The 15,968-nt window shown below is 72.3% G+C and carries 14 protein-coding genes; 4 read left to right on the top strand and 10 right to left on the bottom strand.

Translation table 11 applies throughout. From position 1 onward, the window contains the following. The first annotated feature begins 79 nt into the window (after window positions 1-79). Entirely contained in the window at window positions 80-1,681 is a 1,602-nt protein-coding gene (locus ACN26Y_RS04765; RefSeq protein WP_230688880.1) for a glycoside hydrolase family 13 protein, read from the top strand. Window positions 1,682-1,710: 29 nt separating this feature from the next. Further along, window positions 1,711-1,986 (top strand): hypothetical protein, encoded by a 276-nt coding sequence (locus ACN26Y_RS04760; protein WP_155329097.1) that lies wholly within the window; start codon window positions 1,711-1,713, stop codon window positions 1,984-1,986. Here the strand turns inward: ACN26Y_RS04760 and ACN26Y_RS04755 are convergent. The 3 genes from ACN26Y_RS04755 to ACN26Y_RS04745 are packed head-to-tail and all read right to left on the bottom strand — an operon-like array spanning window position 1,946 to window position 5,414. Then, window positions 1,946-3,763 (bottom strand): hypothetical protein, encoded by a 1,818-nt coding sequence (locus ACN26Y_RS04755; RefSeq protein ID WP_422734387.1) that lies wholly within the window; start codon window positions 3,761-3,763, stop codon window positions 1,946-1,948. The two genes, ACN26Y_RS04760 and ACN26Y_RS04755, sit on opposite strands and share 41 nt — an antisense overlap. Continuing rightward, window positions 3,760-4,806, bottom strand: coding sequence for a macro domain-containing protein (locus tag ACN26Y_RS04750; protein ID WP_155329095.1), 1,047 nt, complete (start codon window positions 4,804-4,806; stop codon window positions 3,760-3,762). Before ACN26Y_RS04750 ends, ACN26Y_RS04755 begins: the two co-directional genes overlap by 4 nt. Further along, complete coding sequence (locus tag ACN26Y_RS04745; protein WP_155329094.1) at window positions 4,803-5,414, bottom strand: NUDIX domain-containing protein; 612 nt, start codon at window positions 5,412-5,414, stop codon at window positions 4,803-4,805. Before ACN26Y_RS04745 ends, ACN26Y_RS04750 begins: the two co-directional genes overlap by 4 nt. Window positions 5,415-5,544: 130 nt before the next feature. On the opposite strand from ACN26Y_RS04745, the gene ACN26Y_RS04740 reads away from it, so the two are divergent. Together ACN26Y_RS04740 and ACN26Y_RS04735 are read left to right on the top strand one after the other, a co-directional pair. Continuing rightward, on the top strand, window positions 5,545-7,674 hold the full coding sequence (locus ACN26Y_RS04740; protein WP_422734386.1) for a TIR domain-containing protein: 2,130 nt from the start codon (window positions 5,545-5,547) through the stop codon (window positions 7,672-7,674). Continuing rightward, the gene (locus ACN26Y_RS04735) at window positions 7,652-7,939 is read left to right on the top strand and encodes a RyR domain-containing protein (protein ID WP_155329092.1); all 288 of its coding nucleotides are present in this window, start codon (window positions 7,652-7,654) and stop codon (window positions 7,937-7,939) included. The genes ACN26Y_RS04740 and ACN26Y_RS04735 overlap by 23 nt, the downstream gene beginning before the upstream one ends. A 426-nt stretch (window positions 7,940-8,365) precedes the next feature. Here the strand turns inward: ACN26Y_RS04735 and ACN26Y_RS04730 are convergent, their stop codons facing one another. The 7 genes from ACN26Y_RS04730 to ACN26Y_RS04700 all read right to left on the bottom strand — a co-directional run bounded on the left by ACN26Y_RS04730 (window position 8,366) and on the right by ACN26Y_RS04700 (window position 15,811). After that, window positions 8,366-8,830: a hypothetical protein gene (locus ACN26Y_RS04730; RefSeq protein WP_422734385.1), complete on the bottom strand. Its 465-nt coding sequence runs from the start codon at window positions 8,828-8,830 to the stop codon at window positions 8,366-8,368. 11 nt (window positions 8,831-8,841) lie between these two features. Further along, window positions 8,842-10,074, bottom strand: coding sequence for an ABC transporter permease (locus ACN26Y_RS04725; RefSeq protein WP_155329090.1), 1,233 nt, complete (start codon window positions 10,072-10,074; stop codon window positions 8,842-8,844). Then, window positions 10,071-10,814: an ABC transporter ATP-binding protein gene (locus ACN26Y_RS04720; protein ID WP_155329089.1), complete on the bottom strand. Its 744-nt coding sequence runs from the start codon at window positions 10,812-10,814 to the stop codon at window positions 10,071-10,073. Before ACN26Y_RS04720 ends, ACN26Y_RS04725 begins: the two co-directional genes overlap by 4 nt. Then, window positions 10,811-11,977 (bottom strand): efflux RND transporter periplasmic adaptor subunit, encoded by a 1,167-nt coding sequence (locus ACN26Y_RS04715; protein WP_155329088.1) that lies wholly within the window; start codon window positions 11,975-11,977, stop codon window positions 10,811-10,813. Before ACN26Y_RS04715 ends, ACN26Y_RS04720 begins: the two co-directional genes overlap by 4 nt. Before the next feature lie 147 nt (window positions 11,978-12,124). Further along, the gene (locus tag ACN26Y_RS04710) at window positions 12,125-13,693 is read right to left on the bottom strand and encodes an ATP-binding protein (RefSeq protein WP_422734898.1); all 1,569 of its coding nucleotides are present in this window, start codon (window positions 13,691-13,693) and stop codon (window positions 12,125-12,127) included. A 2-nt stretch (window positions 13,694-13,695) separates the two neighbouring features. Further along, window positions 13,696-14,406 (bottom strand): response regulator transcription factor, encoded by a 711-nt coding sequence (locus tag ACN26Y_RS04705; protein WP_370463294.1) that lies wholly within the window; start codon window positions 14,404-14,406, stop codon window positions 13,696-13,698. A gap of 67 nt (window positions 14,407-14,473) precedes the next feature. Continuing rightward, window positions 14,474-15,811 (bottom strand): efflux RND transporter periplasmic adaptor subunit, encoded by a 1,338-nt coding sequence (locus tag ACN26Y_RS04700; protein ID WP_422734383.1) that lies wholly within the window; start codon window positions 15,809-15,811, stop codon window positions 14,474-14,476. Window positions 15,812-15,968 lie beyond the last annotated feature (157 nt).

Here is a 15,968-nt window from a genome sequence, read left to right as displayed (position 1 = left end):
GGCGAACCCGCCGACGTACCGACGCAGAAAGCAGGTGCCCGTGTCCGCAGCAGACAGTGGTCCGTGGTGGCGTGAAGCCGTGATCTACCAGGTGTACCCACGTAGCTTCGCCGACGGCAACGGTGACGGCATCGGCGACATCGCCGGCATCCGGTCCCGGCTGGGCTACCTGTCCGCGCTCGGCGTCGACGCGATCTGGTTCAGCCCCTGGTACCCCTCCCCGATGGCGGACGCCGGCTACGACGTGGCCGACTACCGCGACATCGATCCGGTGTTCGGCACCCTCGCCGAGGTCGAGGCGCTGATCGCGGAGGCGCACGCGCTGGGCATCAGGACCATCGTCGACGTGGTCCCGAACCACTGCTCCGCCGCGCACCCCTGGTTCCAGGCGGCTCTGGCCAGCCCGGACGCGCCGGAACGGGAGCTGTTCTGGTTCCACCCCGGCCGGGGCCCGGACGGCGCGCGGAAGCCCACCGACTGGGTTTCCCCGTTCGCCGGCGACACCTGGACCCGGACCACCAACCCGGACGGCACGCCGGGCGACTGGTACCTGCACCTCTTCGCCCCCGAGCAGCCGGACTTCAACTGGGACCACCCCCGGGTACGCGCCGAGTTCGAGGACATCCTGCGGTTCTGGCTCGACCGGGGCGTGGACGGCATCCGGATCGACTCGGCGGCGATGCTGGCCAAGGACCCGACGCTGCCGGAGGCGACGCCGGACGGCCCGAGCCCGTTCGTCGACGTGGACGCCGTGCACGACATCTACCGGAGCTGGCGGCGGATCACCGACAGCTACCCCGGCGACCGGGCGCTGATCGGCGAGGTGTGGCTCCCCGACCACCGGCGGTTCGCCAACTATCTGCGCCCCGACGAGTTGCACGCCGCGTTCAACTTCGACTTCCTCGGCTGCGCCTGGGACGCGGACGCGCTGCGCGCCTGCATCGACACGACGCTGACCGCCCACGCCCTGGTGGACGCCCCGGCCACCTGGGTGCTCTCCAACCACGACGTCACCCGGCACGTCACCCGGTACGGCCGGGAGGACACCACGTTCAGCTTCGCCACCAAGCGCGAGGGAGTTCCGAGCGATCTGGAACTCGGCACCCGCCGCGCCCGGGCGGCGGCCCTGCTCTCCCTCTCCCTGCCCGGCGCCGCCTACGTCTACCAGGGCGAGGAACTGGGCCTGTGGGAGGTCGAGGACATCCCGCACGACCTGCGGCAGGACCCGATGCACGTCCGCTCCGGCGGGGTCGACCCGGGCCGGGACGGCTGTCGGGTCCCGATCCCCTGGTCGGGCGAGACGCCGCCGTTCGGCTTCAGCCCCGACAACGCCACCGCGACGCCGTGGCTGCCGCAGCCGGCGGACTGGAAGGACCGGACCGCCGCCGCGCAGGCCGGCGACGGGCAGTCGATGTTGGAGCTGTACCGGGCCGCCATCGCCACCCGCCGGGCCGAGCGGGCGCTCGGCGACGGCGGGATGACCTGGCTGCCCGCCCCGGACGGAGTGCTCGCGTTCCGGCGCGACCCCGGCTTCACCTGCGTGGTCAACCTCTCCACGACGGCGGTGCCGCTGCCGCCGTACACCGGGCGGCTGCTCGCCAGCGGGCCGCTCGACGACGACCTGCTGCCGCCCGACACCGCCGTCTGGCTGCGGACGCCGGAGACGACGCCGGCGACCTGACCCCCCACGTCCACTACTCCAAGCAGCGGGTGACGGAACTCGTGCCGGGGGAGCGGGTCGTGTGGCGCGTGGTCGACGCGAAGCTCACCTTCGCCAGCAACCCCAGCGAGTGGACCGGCACGGAGATCAGCTTCGACATCGCGGAACAGGGAGACCAGACGGTGGTCCGGTTCGCCCACGAGGGCCTCGTGCCCCGCTTCGAATGCTTCGACAACTGCTCCAACGCCTGGAGCTTCTACCTCAACGGCAGCCTGCGCCGCCTGATCACGACCGGGGAGGGGCCCACCCCGCCTCCCTGGGCCTGATCCGGGACCGGACCCGGTCGAGCAGGAGGCGACCGAGCAGGCGCACCCGGTGCCAGGCGCCGAACTGCACGGCAGCCCACCCGACGACCGCCTCACGCAGCGTGAACACCTCCCCGGCCCGAGGGAGCAGGAGCACCCGCCAGGACGCCGCCGTGGAGCCGAGGATCTCGGCCCGGCGCCGCTGCGCGCGGTAGAGCCCGCCCAGCTCGGCGACGAGCGTCTCGACGCGATGATTGTCCCGCAGACGCCGGTGCTGGTAGGAGAGGGCCGCGTGGACGTTGCCGGCCTCCAGGAACCACTCTTGGGTCTCGGCCGCCTCGGACTCCGGCCGAGGGGTGGCTGCCGTGGAGTGCCTCAGGCTTCCGGAGACGTCGGCGAGTCGCCGGAATTCGTGCAGCCCGTCCTGCTGGCGGGGCGCCGGCAACCAGCGGACGGCGTTGCGGCCCAGGCGGCGGCCCAGCCAGCGCAGGTCGGGCACCAGCCTCATGTGCTCGATGACCCGGGCCTCGGTCTCGGCGATCAGCCGCAGCTCCGCTTCATTCGAGGCGCGCCGCCGGTGCCACGTCAGCCACGCGTAGGCGGGCAGCAACCGGCCCTGGGCCCAGAGCGTCGCCCCGATGCGTTCGGTGCGGCGAAGCGACGGTGGCTGCCGCCGCCACCAGCGGCGCAGGTCGGCGTACCGGCCCTCCTCCCACATGAGGTCGGATCGAGCCAGGATCAACTCCTCGGCGGCAACGTCCGGCTCCTCCGGAAGAAGCCGACGGACCTCGGGAACGAGACCGACCGCGCGGAAGAACAGGAAGGTACCGGCCAGCCGGCGTCGGTCGTCCACGACGACGCTGACGGCGCGCGGTGGCCGCAGGACCGGCGGCGGCACCGGGTCGCAACCCCAGCAGGCGGCGAGCCCGTCGAGGAGTTCGGTGGTCGGCCCGCAGAGAAACGCGACGGTGGCCCCGGCTCTCCGCAGATGCCCGGCCAGGGCGGGCAGGGTACCGCCCGGGTTGCCGTGCTCAACCCCGAAGACGGCGGTGGACCGCTGCGGGACCGGCCGGTGCCAGGCGCAGGACGAGTGGTTGACCCAGTGGACGGTCCGGCCTTCCAGCGCGCCCGGCGGGAGGTCGGCGACCGCCACGTCCACGTCGAAGAAGTCGCTGCCGCTGTAGCCGACGATGACGATCCGGCGAGCCGGCCCCCGCAGTCGGTCGACGAGCGCCGCCCGGTCGTTGTCGTCGAAGCCGCGTTCGATGCGCGCGAGGGTGGCGCCCAGGCGGGCCGGATTCGACCCGTCGGAGAAGGCGTTGTGGAAGTGGTGGATCTGCCCGGGACGCGGCGACCGCCCCTGCCGTTCGTGGAATGCGCGTTCGACGCACAGGTCGAAGTTGGCGGTGAGCTGCCGTCCGCCCGCGTGCAGGTGAGCGGCGAGGAACCTGTGCGCCGGGTTGGGCCGGGCGTCCCGCACGTCGGCGAGGATCTCCCCAACCAGGTCGGGGCTCTGCTGCGCGCCGGCGCCGAGCACGGTCTCCAGCCGGGGCACCCGGGTCCCTGCCGGCTCGGCCGGACAGATGGACCCACGCCGCCAGCCCAGCAGTTCGTGGTACGCGAGGACGGTGTCCAGGGTGAACGGGCGGAACAGCGCCGAGAAGGTGCGCTCGGTGAGCTGCCAACCGGTCGGCAGGCAGCTCGGCGCGCCCCGGGAGATGCCGGCCCCGGTCCAGAAGAGGACACCCGCCGGGCCGGCCTCCGCGATCGTCTCGACCGCGTCGGCGAGCACGGTCATGCCGACTCGAGACCGCTGATGTCGCGGTGTTCGGTCAGCACCAGGCGGACGATCCGCTCCTCCAGGTCCGTGAAGGCGAGCAGATAGACGGTGCGTATCCGGCTGGTGGGGTGCGCCCGGAAGTAGTCCAGCGCGGCCTCGACCATGATCTGGGCGGTCCGCTCCAGATCACCACCGCCGTTACCGGTGCCGAGCAGCGGCAGGACGACCGTACGCAGCTGGTCGCCGCCGGCGTTAAGGCGGTCCATCTCGGCCAGCACGTTGCGCATGCAGCCGCCGATGTCGGCGACCTGCCGGTAGCCGGTGCCCGGTGAGCCGTCCACCGAGGCGACGTGCAGGACCCGCTTGACGCCGTTGTCCACCGCGAGCGTGCCGGAGGAGGTGGTGAAGACCGTGGCGGGGGCGACCGGGGTGCGCAGCGCCACCTCGCGCAGCTCGTTGTAGATCAGGTCGTCGACCAGGTTGCCGGCCGGGTCACGGCGGCCGCCCCGGTAACGGATCGTGCCGGAGATGGTCGGCTCCGTCGGGCGGGCCATCTCCATCTGGGTGTTCTCGGCGTTCACCCAGACGTCGACGCCGGTGACGTTGGCGATGTTGCCGGTGATGATTCCGAGCCGGTGCCGGCGGTCCTGCCGGATGAACGCCACGGTCCGGGTCGTGCGTTGCAGGCGTTGGGGCTGCTTTGCGGCCTCCACGATGGTGAGCCGCAGCTTCAGCTGCTCGACCTCCTGCCCGGCGCGGCGGACTTCGGCTTCGAGCGCGTCGCGCTTGCCGGCGCGGGCCAACCACTGGAAGGAGAGGGTGGTGAAGACCAGGACGAACGCCGCGGCGCCGCCGATGCTGAAACCGAGGGCGCGACCGTCGGCGTACGATTCCGGGAAGATCGAGAACATCAGCAGCGAGACCGCGACCGCATAGAGCAGCACCGACGGCAGTTGCATCGCGGCCTGCCGGCCGGCGCGCCGTGGGTCGGAGAACCAGATCTGCAGCAGGATTCCGATCAGCACCAGGGCGCCGGTGACGCCCAGCAGCAGCGGGTTCACGACCGTGACCTTTTCAGGTGCAGCCAGAGCAGCCCGGCCAGGGTTTTCGCGTCCTGGATCGTGCCGCTGTCGATCAGCGCCGGGAGATCGCCGAGCGGCACCGCGCGGCGGGCGATGTTCTCCGCCTCGTCGGCGCGACCGCCACCCTCATTCACCTGCAGACTGTCGTCGATCTCCGCGTAGAAGAGAATAACGCGTTCCGAAGATCCTCCGGGCGAGGGATAGAACGTCGCAATCCTTTCCAGAGCGCACACGTCGTACCCGATCTCCTCTTGGATCTCGCGGCGGATGGCGGTCTCCGGCGCTTCGTCGGCGTCGACCATTCCGGCCACCAGCTCGACCAACCACCCCGATCCGTGTCCCAGGGTCGGGAACCGGAATTGCTCGACGAGAACGAGCTCGTCGCGCGTGGTGTCCACGACGACCGCTGCCACGGAGTCGCCGCGGTCGGCGTTGACGAGGGTGACCGCCCTGCTCCAGTCGCCGGACAACGAGCGGTCCGCGCCATAGGTGCGGTAACGGAGTTCGGCTTCCCGGATGGTGAAGATCCGGGTTGTGAGGAGCACCTGCTCGGAGAGGATTTCGACGTTCCGCTGGCGATCGGGCACGTTGCCGCTCCTTGATCAAAAACGCGCGCGTTCCTCAGAAAGCGCGGCGGTTAACCTAAGCATAACTCCGATTCCAGCGTCGTTGATGTTGGGACGATCTGTCGGATTATGGCGTCACAGGAGACCAGAGATGCTCGACGAGCGCCCGGCGGCCTACTTCAGCCACAGCTACGACGTCCTGGACCGGCGGGTGACCGACTTCTTTCTGGAGGCGCTGTCGGAACGGTTCGCGCTCGCCGTCGACCCGCGCTCGGCGACCCTGTCCACGATGCACCTTGAATTGATGATGCGGCGAACCGCCTGTTTCGTCGCTGTGGTCACCCGTCGGGAAAACCAGCCGCAGTACCGCTGCTCGCCGTTCGCGGTGCACGAGTACGGGATGGCGGTACTGGCGAACCGGCCGAGGCTGGTAATCCCGGAGATCAACATTCCGGCGCGCCATTTCATCGGCGCGGACCTAGCCCGTCCGTTCAACCGCAACCGGCTCGCCGCGTACCGGATGCCCCTGGACGCTCTCGACGAGCTGGTGGCCCGCGCCCGGGAGCACACGGACGAGGTGGACCGCCCCTTGGGCGCCGCCGCGCTGATGCTCCCACCGACCCCCGAGTACGCGGCGGCCGAACCGGAGCTGCGCCGGCTCATCTCCCAGGCCGGTTGGCAGGTGGACAACATCTCCGAGGCCCTGCTGCGCGACGAGGTCGACGCCGCGGGCGCGGCGACCCTGCTGGACCGGTACGACTTCGTCCTCCTCGACGTCCTGGACCCACGGACACCGTCCTGGGTGCTGCCGTTCCTCCAGGCCCGTGGCGTGCCGACGGTCCGGCTGGTGTGCCACCGCGCCGACGACACCGCGATCCGGCAACTGCCCCGGCTCGCGGTCAGCCACGCGCTGCAGGCGTCCAGCGCGGTCAACCGGCACGCCATCTGGTGGTCCGACCTGGACGTGCTGCTGCCGGAGCTGGGCCGGGAGATCGGCCGGCTGCAGATGCCCCGGCTCCAGTTCGCCGGCTTGGAGGAGGCCCGCCGGTACGTGTGGAGTCTCGGCCGCGACCAGGGCCCCGTCTTCCTCAGCAGCGCCCAGGGCGACAACGACCTCGCGCAGCTCATCGCCCAGGAACTGGACCTGCGCAACGTCGAGCACTTCCACTACCTGTTCAACAGTGACCTACCGCGTGGCAAGGCGTGGGAGCACCGCCTGCTCGCCAAGGTGGGTGAGTGCCGGATCTTCGTGCCGCTGGTGAGCCGGCACTACCTGAACAGCATGTGGTGCAGGAAGGAGATGGACATCGCGCTGGAGCTGAGCGGTCAGCGGCGCATGCGGGTCCTGCCGTACTTCCTCGACCACGACGCCGGTGCCACGGTCCCGATCCAGGGCACCTCGATGATGCACCTGAGCGACACGGCACGGGTGCGGCGCATCGTCGACGACGTGGACCGGGCGCTCACCGACCTGACCGACCGGCGGCGCCGCCCCCGCATCGAGATCACCGTGGCTGGCGGGCGGACGGCGCCGGACGTGGACGTGATCGTGCTCGCCACCGGCCCGACGGAGTACGCAGCGGCGGCCCGCATGCTGCGCGAGCCGTCCCCGGTGGTCGGCACGGCCGAGCACCCCAACCGCTTCGACTGGCTCGGTGGCACGGTGTCCCGTCAGCAGGGCAGCGGCTACCAACTGGTGCTCTGCCGGGCCGGCGCGGACGGCGGCCGGGAAGCGTTGCGCGCGGCCGTCGAGGCGTTCGGGCCCGAGCACGTCGTGCTGCTCGGCACCGCGTCGGCCGTGGTGCCGGCCGGCGTGGTGGTGGCGGACCGGATCTGCGGCTTCCACCGGTTCAGCGTGGACAGCTCGTTCGTGCCCAGTCTGCACCGGGACTACCCGACCGATCCGGGTGTCGCGGCATCGGCGGAGGGGCTGCCATCGGTGGTACGGGGGACACTGACCGTCGGTGACGAGGTGGTGCACGCGCCGGACGCCCCCGCCTTCGCCCCAGTGCTGGACACGTGGCCCGACGCGGTAGCGGTGGGCGTGCTGTCGGTGGACACGGTCGAGCAGTTGGAGGACTTCCGGACGTACGGGCGGATCAGCCACTTCAGCGCGGTCGTCGGTGTCGCGTCGCCCGACGCGGACGATACGGCCCGGGGGACGGCGGCAGAGCGGGCGTTCACCGTCGTCAGCCGGCTAGTCTCGGCGCACTGGCCGCGACCGCCGCGCACGGACGCGGCAGACGAGGGGGCATTCGGTGTGGCAGCCGCAGCCGATTGACACCAGCGGAATCGAGGTGCCGCAGGCGGTGCGCAAGGAACAGGAGACGCTCTCCCGCCAGGCGCACGACATCTGGGCCGCGAAACGGCTCGCGGACGGCTGGAGGTACGGCGAGGTTCGGAACGACATCGAGAAGACCCACCCGAACCTCGTCGCCTACGAGGAACTGGACGACGACGACAAGTCCTACGACCGGGATCTCATCGAGGGGACCATCCGGCTCCTGATCAAGCTGGGTTTCCGGATCGAACGCGACCCCACCTGAGGACGTCCCGTCACCCGGCGACGGTCCATCCTGACCGGGTCGGGGCGCTGGTGACCGCGACGCCGCACGCCTTCTACGGTCGGGGCTACCCCGATGCCACACCACTCCTCGAATGCCAGACAGATCCGCAACGACTCGGCTGGTCGCGGCGGCGGCACGCCAGCACCTGCAAAGGGCGGGACTGCACCGGCCGGCGACCGCGGCAGGCGGGCGCTGCCGTGTCCGCTGGGCCGGGAGTGGAATGGCTGTGTTCTCCAGCAGATGTCCACCAGGGTGAACTCGTGCCAGCGCGGGTCACCGTGGCCGACCGCCGGGCGAATGCCACAACGGCGACGTGTGGCGGCATCCGGGCCGCCCGGTACTGCTGCGCTCGCTTGCTGAAGATCAGCAGAATGACCGAACGCCTGCCAGATGTGCATCTCGGCGCTACTTCTGTTGGGTGATCGTGGCGGCTGCGATCTCGCCGCTCTGCATGTTCCCGGTCACCACGACGGTGTCGCCGGTCCGGAGGTCCTTGAGCGCGCCGGGCAGCCGGACCTGCGTACGGTCGTCCGTCTGCACGGTGACCACCTCGCCGGACTCGCGCCGGATCTTCATCACATCTCCGTCGATGTCGGTGACGGTGCCGGTGGTGGCCGGGGTGGCGGTGGCGGCCGGGGGAGCGGCGCCACCGCCACGGGCACCGCCGCCGCGGGCCCCACCGGCGGGTCCGTCGATCGCTGCCCCGCGCCCCGCCGGTGCGGCTGCGGGGTCCGGCCCGTACGCCCGCTGCGCCTGCGCGCCGCCGGCGAAGCCGCCGACGAGTAGCAGCGCTGCCGCGAGCCACGGGGTGGCCCGGCTCCGCCAGGGGCGGGGTCTGGCGGCGAGAGCGGTGTCCAGGTCGGTCGTCATGTCTTCACCTGTCATTCGTAGCGGAGTGCGTCGATGGGGCGCAGGCCGGCGGCGCGGCTGGCGGGGACACTGCCGAAGAACAGCCCGATCGCGACGGAGACGCCCAGGGCCAGTGCGACGGAGCTGGGCACGATCACCGGTTGCACGCCGACGATGGTGAACCGGCTGCCGATGAGCGCGGCGGCCACGCCGAGGCCGCCGCCGAGGACGCTGAGCATGGTCGCTTCGGCGAGGAACTGGGTGAGGATGGTGCGTCGGGGTGCGCCGAGGGCCTTGCGGATGCCGATTTCCCGGGTTCGCTCGGTGACGGTCACCAGCATGATGTTGGTGATGCCGATGCCGCCGACGAGCAGGCTGATGCCGGCGACGGTGCCGAGCAGGACGGTGAAGGTCTGTGCGGTCTCGGTGCGGGTGGCGAGGAGTTGGGCGGCGTTCTGGATCCGGTACGGCGCGGCACCCGCACCACCACCGCCGCGTCCGGTGGCGGTGGTGCCGGTCGGCAGCTTGAGGCGTTGGTTGAGGATCTGGGTGACCTGTTGCTGGGCGGCGTTGACGCGGTCCGGGCCGGTGGCCTCGACGAGGATGGAGTTGACCGGGCCGTACCCGGTGATGGTCTGCTGCACGGCGGTGAGCGGGGCGACGGCGAGGTCGTTCGGGTCGGAGAAGCCGGACGCGGAACTTCTCTCGGCGAGAACGCCGACGACGGTGAACAGGGCGCCCCCGACGGTGACCTGCTGCCCGACCGGGTCGATGTCGGCGAACAGTTCGGTGGCGACGGTCCGCCCGAGCACGACCACCCGCCGACCCTGGGCCACGTCCTGGTCGGTGAAGGCCGCGCCGGCGGCGAGTGGGCTGTTCGACGAGCCGAAGTAGGTCGGGTGGGTACCGAGAAACTGCGCCACCGGGTGCTCCGTCCCGGCGTGGGTCATCGTCGGGGCGGTGCTGACCACCGGTGAGACCGCCCGGACGTCGGGGGCGAGTGCCGGGTCGTGCAAGGACTGCGCGATGTCGACCGTGAGTGCCGACGGCGCCGTTCCGCCGCGGGCGGTGCTGGACACGGTGATGGTGTTGGTGCCCAGCGCCTCGATGCTGCGGTTGACGGCCTGCGCGGAGCCGTTGCCGACGGCGACCAGCAGGATGACTGCGGCGACGCCGATGAGGATGCCGAGCATGGTCAGCGCCGAGCGCAGCTTGTTGGCGGCGACGCCGCGGCCGGCGAAGCGGAGGATCTCCAGCAGGCTCACCGGGCACCGTCCTGTCGTACGTCGGTGGTGATCCGCCCGTCGAAGAGGGTGACCAGCCGGCGGGCGCGGGCGGCCACCTCCGTCTCGTGAGTGATCATGACGATGGTGCGGCCGGCGGTGTGCAACTGGTCGAGGATGGCCAGCACCTCCTCGGTGGAGCGGCTGTCGAGGTTGCCGGTGGGTTCGTCGGCGAGGATCAGTGCGGGCTCGGTGACCAGGGCGCGGGCGACGGCGACGCGTTGCTGCTGGCCGCCGGAGAGCTGGTTTGGCTCGTGGTCGGCCCGGCCGGCGAGACCCACCATGTCCAGGGCCGCGAGGGCCCGCCAGCGTCGCTCGGCCGGCTTGACGCCGGCGTACGCCAGGGGCAGCTCGACGTTGGCCACCGCCGAGGTGCGGGGGATGAGGTTGAACGACTGGAAGACGAACCCGATGCGCCGGTTGCGGACGAGGGCCAGCCGGGCGTCGTCGAGTCGGCTGACGTCGACCCCGTCCAGGCGGTAGGTGCCGGCGCTGGGTACGTCGAGGCAGCCGAGGATGTTCATCAGCGTCGACTTGCCGGATCCTGAGGAACCCATGATGGCCACGTAGTCGCCGGCCGTGACGGTCAGCGACACGCCGCGCAGCGCGTGCACGGTCGCCTCGCCCTGCCCGTACACCTTGGTCAGGTCACGAACGTCGAGCACCGGACGGTTCTGGCTCTCGGTGGTGCGGTGAGCTCCGTCGACCAGGTAGAGGGTCACCGGTTGCCCCGCCCGCCGCCACCGGTCAGTCCGCCGCCCGCCGGCCCACCGCGCCCGCCGCCGGTGCTCGGGTCGGCGCCGCCGGTGCTGGGCAGCACGACCCGGTCGCCTTCGGTCAGGCCGGAGGTGATCTCGACGAGTTGGTCGCCCCGCAGGCCCACCTCGACCGGGCGGACGACCGGGGTGCCGTTGTCCAGGACGGTCACGGTGTGCCGGTTGCCGGCGCTGGTGACCGCGAGAGCTGATACCGCGACGACGTTCTCGGCCGTGTCGAGGGTGACGGTGACCTGCACGCTCTGGCCGGGCCGGGCGGCGTCGGGACGGTCCTTGAGGCTCAGGGTGACGCCGTAGGTCACCACGTCGTTGGCGGTGGTGGCGTTCGGGTCGATCGCGGCGAGCGTCGCCTCGGCGGTGGTGCCGGGCAGCGCGTTCCAGCTGACCGTGGCGGGCATGCCCGCCTTGAGCCGGGTCGCGTCGGCCTCGGGGACCGCGGCGGTGACCTCCAGCCGGGTCAGGTCGGCGATCTGCACGAGTCCCTCGCCTCCCGAACCGGATGCGGTACTGCCGGCCCCGGAGGCGCCGCTCCCGGTCGCGCCGCCGGTGGCCGCGCCGCCCGCCGAGGTGCCGGGATCCCCGACGCTGCCGTTGACGGCCACCACGGTGCCCGCGATCGGCGCGGTCAGGGTGGCGCCGTCGAGCTTCTCCCGCGCTGCGGCGACCTTCAGCTCCGCCTGGGTCACCGCGGCCTCCGACTGGACGGTCGAATCGTCTGCTCCTGCCGCCCGGTCCGCCGCATCCTGCGCCGCGTCCAGGTCGGCCTCGGCCGCCGTGAGCTCCCGCTTCGCGGCCGAGGCGTCGACCCGGGCGAGCACCTGGCCCTTCTTCACCGAGTCGCCGACGGCGACGGTGATCTCCGTGATCGGCCCGGCGGTGGCGAAGCTCGCGCTCGCGGTCGCCGCGCTGCGCACCGAACCGGGTACGGACACCGCGGACGTCACCGTCGCCCGGCTCACCGGCACCGTCCGGGCCTCGCCGGCAGCCGCCGTCTCCGGTCCGGTGAACGCGGTGTACGCCCACCCGCCCGCGATCAGCACCGCCACGGCGAGGCCGGTGTTGACGAGCAGGGACGGGCCGCGGGCAGGGATGAGTCGTCGCACACGCATGTCCGACAGCCTGGGGATGGCGGCTCGGAGCGGACCCGGCGCAACCTCGGAGCCGGCTGGGAGTCGGGCGGCGGTCAACTGTCGGCGAGGAGGTCCTCGATCGCGGGCTCCGGGTCCGCTGGACGTTTCCGGACAGTCGCCGGTGGGTCAGCTGTGCATGGTGCGCAGCAGGTCGACCAGTTCGTCGCGGTCGGCGTCGGGCACCGAGGGCAGCAGGACCCGGAAGGTGGCCCCCCGGCCGGGGGCGGTGAGCAGTTCGACCCGGCCCTGGTGTCCCCGCACGAGGGCCGCCACGATGGACAGGCCGAGGCCGGACCCGCCGCTGCCGCGGTTCCGGCTCGGGTCGGCGCGGTAGAGCCGTTCGAAGACCCGTACGGCCTGGTCGGCGGGGAGGCCCGGCCCGTCGTCGGTCACCTCCAGCACCGCTACCGGCGTTGCGGCGGGCAGCGGGTCTCCCACGGCCGTGACGGGCGGCCCTACCGGCGTACGGCGTAGCCGCCCGGCGCGGACCGTCACGCGGGCCTGCGGCGGCGTGTGCTGCAGGGCGTTGGTGAGCAGGTTGGCGGCCACCTGGCGCAGCCGGTGCTCGTCGCCGGTGACCATGACCGGTTCGAACCCGTCGTTGTCGTCGAGGGCGGCCAGGCGGATCCGCCGCTGGGGTGCGCGGGCGTGCGCGTCGCGGACGCTGTCGGCGGCGACGGCCAGCAGGTCGACCGGTCGGCGTCGCAGGGGGCGTTCGTGGTCGAGCCGGGCGAGCAGCAGCAGGTCCTCGACGAGCAGGCCCATCCGGGCGGCTTCGGCCTCGATCCGGGACATCGTCTCGTCCAGTTCCGGTCCCGGTGGCGTCCCGCCACGGCGGTAGAGCTCGGCGAACCCGCGGATGGAGGTCAGCGGCGTGCGCAGCTCGTGCGAGGCGTCGGCGATGAACTGCCGTAGCCGCCGCTCCGACTCGCGGCGGGCGGCGACCTCGGTGGAGATCCGGTCCAGCATCAGGTTGAGCGCTCCGCCGAGCCGGCCCGGCTCGGTGTGCGGATCGGCGTCGGGCACCCGGCGGGACAGGTTCCCCCCGGTGATCTGGGCCGTGGTCTGCTCCATCCGGGTCAGCGGCCGAAGGCCGAGCCGGACCACCATCGCGGCGAGCGACGCCAGCAGCATCAGGACGACCACGATCACGACCGCGTCGATCAGCAGCAGTAGGTCGGTGGTCTCCTCGACCTCGCGTAGCGACACCGCCAGCACCGCGATGCCCCGGTCGTCGCCGCGCTCGACCACCAGGACCCGCCAGGCGGCTGTGCCGTCGGTGGCCTCGACGGTGTACGGGCGGGTGTCGGTGGCACGGGCGACGAGCCGGTCGTACGGCTCGACCACCGGCACCGTGGTCGACTCGTCGGAACGCCGGACGTCCTCCAGGCTGCCGTCCGGGCCGTACAGCAGCACCACCTGCTCCGGGCCGAGCCGGGCGCGCGGCAGCACGCGGGTGCGCTCGCGCGGGTCGTAGGGCGGGACGGTGTCCCGGGTGAACGGCCGGCTGACCGCGGTGAGCTGGTCGTCGATCCGGTCGGTGAGGGTCCGGCGCAGCAGCACCAGCCCGGCCGTGTTCGCCACCACCAACGCCAGCGCGGTCAGCGCCGCCACGACCACGACCAGCCGGGCCCGTAGGGTCCACCGCCCCCAGCGGCGCAGTCGCCATCCTCGGGCGGCACGGCGGCGTCCCACCGTCACCCGCCCTCGGTGCGGGGTACCCGTAGCGTGTAGCCGACGCCCCGCACGGTGTGGACCAGCGGCGGGGCCTGCATGTCGATCTTCTTGCGCAGGTAGTAGATGTACGACTCGACGATCCGTCCGTCGCCGCCGAAGTCGTAGTTCCACACCCGATCGAGGATCTGCGCCTTGCTGACCACTCGGCCGGCGTTGACCATCAGGTAACGCAGCAGGTTGAACTCCGTCGGCGACAGTTCGACGATCCGGCCGCCACGGCGGACCTCGTGGGCGTCCTCGTCCAGCTCCAGGTCCGCGTAGCGCAGCACACCGTCCGGCGCCGGCGCGTCGTCGGCGCGGCTGCGGCGCAGGATCGCCCGGATCCGCAGCACCACCTCCTCCAGGCTGAACGGCTTGGTGACGTAGTCGTCCGCCCCGACGGTCAACCCGGAGATGCGGTCCTCCACCGTGCCCCGCGCGGTGAGGAACAGCACCGGCACCCCGGCTCCCGTGCCGCGCAGCCGCCGGGCAACCTGGAAGCCGTCGAGGTCGGGCAGCATCACGTCGAGCACCACCAGGTCCGGATCGAACTCCTCGGCCAGGGCCAACGCCTCATGGCCTCCGCCGGCCACCCGGACGTCGAACTCGACCAGCCGCAGCGTCGCCGACAGCAGGGCACGGATGTTCTCCTCGTCGTCGACGACGAGCACACGGGTCCGGCGATCAGACACGGTTGCCAGGTCTATCCGTAGAACCTCGGAGTGAGCTGGGAGCGACCTGTCCCGGAGCTGAGCGAGATCATCCGGCAGCGAGAAGCAGGTCGCCCTCGGCGAGGCCGGACCTGATCTCCACGAACTGGTCTCCCCGGACACCGATCACGACGGCGCGTGTTTCAACCGCCCCGGCGAGCAGTACGGTGCCCGAACCGTCGGGCCGAAACTCGACCGCGCCCGCCGGGACCCGCAGCACGTCCGCGACGGTGGCGATCCGGATCCGCACGGCGGCGCTCTGACCGATCAGCAGATCGTCCGGAGCGTCGTCCAGCGCGAGCCGGACCCCGAACCGGACCACCTGACCGTCGCTGGTGCCGACCGGGTCCAGCTGGACCACCTCGGCGTCCAGTTCGGTGTCGGACCGTCCGGCCGGGGTCACCGTGGCGGTCTGCCCCACCGCGATCTGCCCGGCGTCGGCTTCCGGGAAGGTCGCCGTGACCTGCATCCCGTCGACGACCGCCAGTTCGACGAAGCGCACACCCGCCGCCGCCCGGGTGCCCACCGGTCCGGCCACCGACAGCACCCGGCCGGCGACCGGCGCGGTGATGGTCGTACCGGCCAGCCGGTCCTGCGCCTCGGCCAGGGCCAGCTGCGCGGCGGTCACCTGCTGGTGCGCCCGCAGCAGCGGGTCGGTGCCGACGGCGTTCCCGCCCGGCCCGGAGCCACCCGGCTCCGTCGGGCAGCCTCGCGGGCCTGCCGGCGCCGGGGTCGTCGCGGTGACCGCCGGCCCCTTCCCGGTTCCGCTCGGCGAGGGCTTGGCGGGGGAGGCCGACGAACCCGTGGGAGTCGGTGTGGCCGACGGTGTGGGGGAGGGCGAGGACTGGTCGGGGTCGGGTCTCGGTGTGGGTGACCCCGTGTCGCCCGATGGCGTCGTCCGGACGGTGCCGCCGGCCGCACCTCCCGCGCCGTCTCCCCGCGCGGCCGAAACGGGCGACGTGGCGCACGCGAGAGCGTCCGGCTCCTCCTCCACCTCGAGGTCGTCGAGCGCGGCGCGCGCGTCGGCCAGCGCCTGCTCCGCGCGCGTCACCTCGGCGTGGGCCTCGCCGTCGTCAAGCACCGCGAGCACCTGCCCGACGGTGACGTCGGCGCCCGGGCGGACCCGGACCTCGGTCACGGTGCCGGCCGCGGTGAACGCCAGTCCACGGCTCGCCGCGGGCCGTACCGAGCCGGTCGCGGCGACCGCCGAGGTCACCTCACCCCGATCCACCCGTACGGTCGCCGCCGGCGCTGCGGTCCGGTCGGCGTCGCCCGAGAACGCGGACGCGCCCGCCGCGACAGTGACCGCGACCAGCGTGGCGGTGGCGGCGACGGTGGGTGCCGGCCGGCGCCGGACCGCCCGCCACACGTGCAGGTGGATGCCCATGGCTGCCGATCGTCGACCCACTTCCTGACAGGGGGCTCGGCCGCACCTCGGAGTTACCTCACAGCCCGGCATTCCGAGGCGACTCCCAGTTCCGTCGGAGCGACGCCGGAGGTTGATCGTCTCTGCTGACCCCGTCGCGCGGGCGTGGGCCCGCACC

Origin of the sequence: Micromonospora sp. WMMD558, from assembly GCF_049315255.1 — a bacterium.
Lineage (GTDB): Bacteria > Actinomycetota > Actinomycetes > Mycobacteriales > Micromonosporaceae > Micromonospora.
Note: the sequence above shows the minus strand (reverse complement) of the source record. Positions and strands in the feature narration are given on the sequence as shown.

Bases quoted from the DNA above. Each gene is read 5' to 3' on its own strand.
- ACN26Y_RS04755 (WP_422734387.1), bottom strand. From the start codon at position 3,763: ATGACCGTGCTCGCCGACGCGGTCGAGACGATCGCGGAGGCCGGCCCG.
- ACN26Y_RS04740 (WP_422734386.1), top strand. From the start codon at position 5,545: ATGCTCGACGAGCGCCCGGCGGCCTACTTCAGCCACAGCTACGACGTC.
- ACN26Y_RS04730 (WP_422734385.1), bottom strand. From the start codon at position 8,830: ATGACGACCGACCTGGACACCGCTCTCGCCGCCAGACCCCGCCCCTGG.
- ACN26Y_RS04715 (WP_155329088.1), bottom strand. From the start codon at position 11,977: ATGCGTGTGCGACGACTCATCCCTGCCCGCGGCCCGTCCCTGCTCGTC.
- ACN26Y_RS04700 (WP_422734383.1), bottom strand. From the start codon at position 15,811: ATGGGCATCCACCTGCACGTGTGGCGGGCGGTCCGGCGCCGGCCGGCA.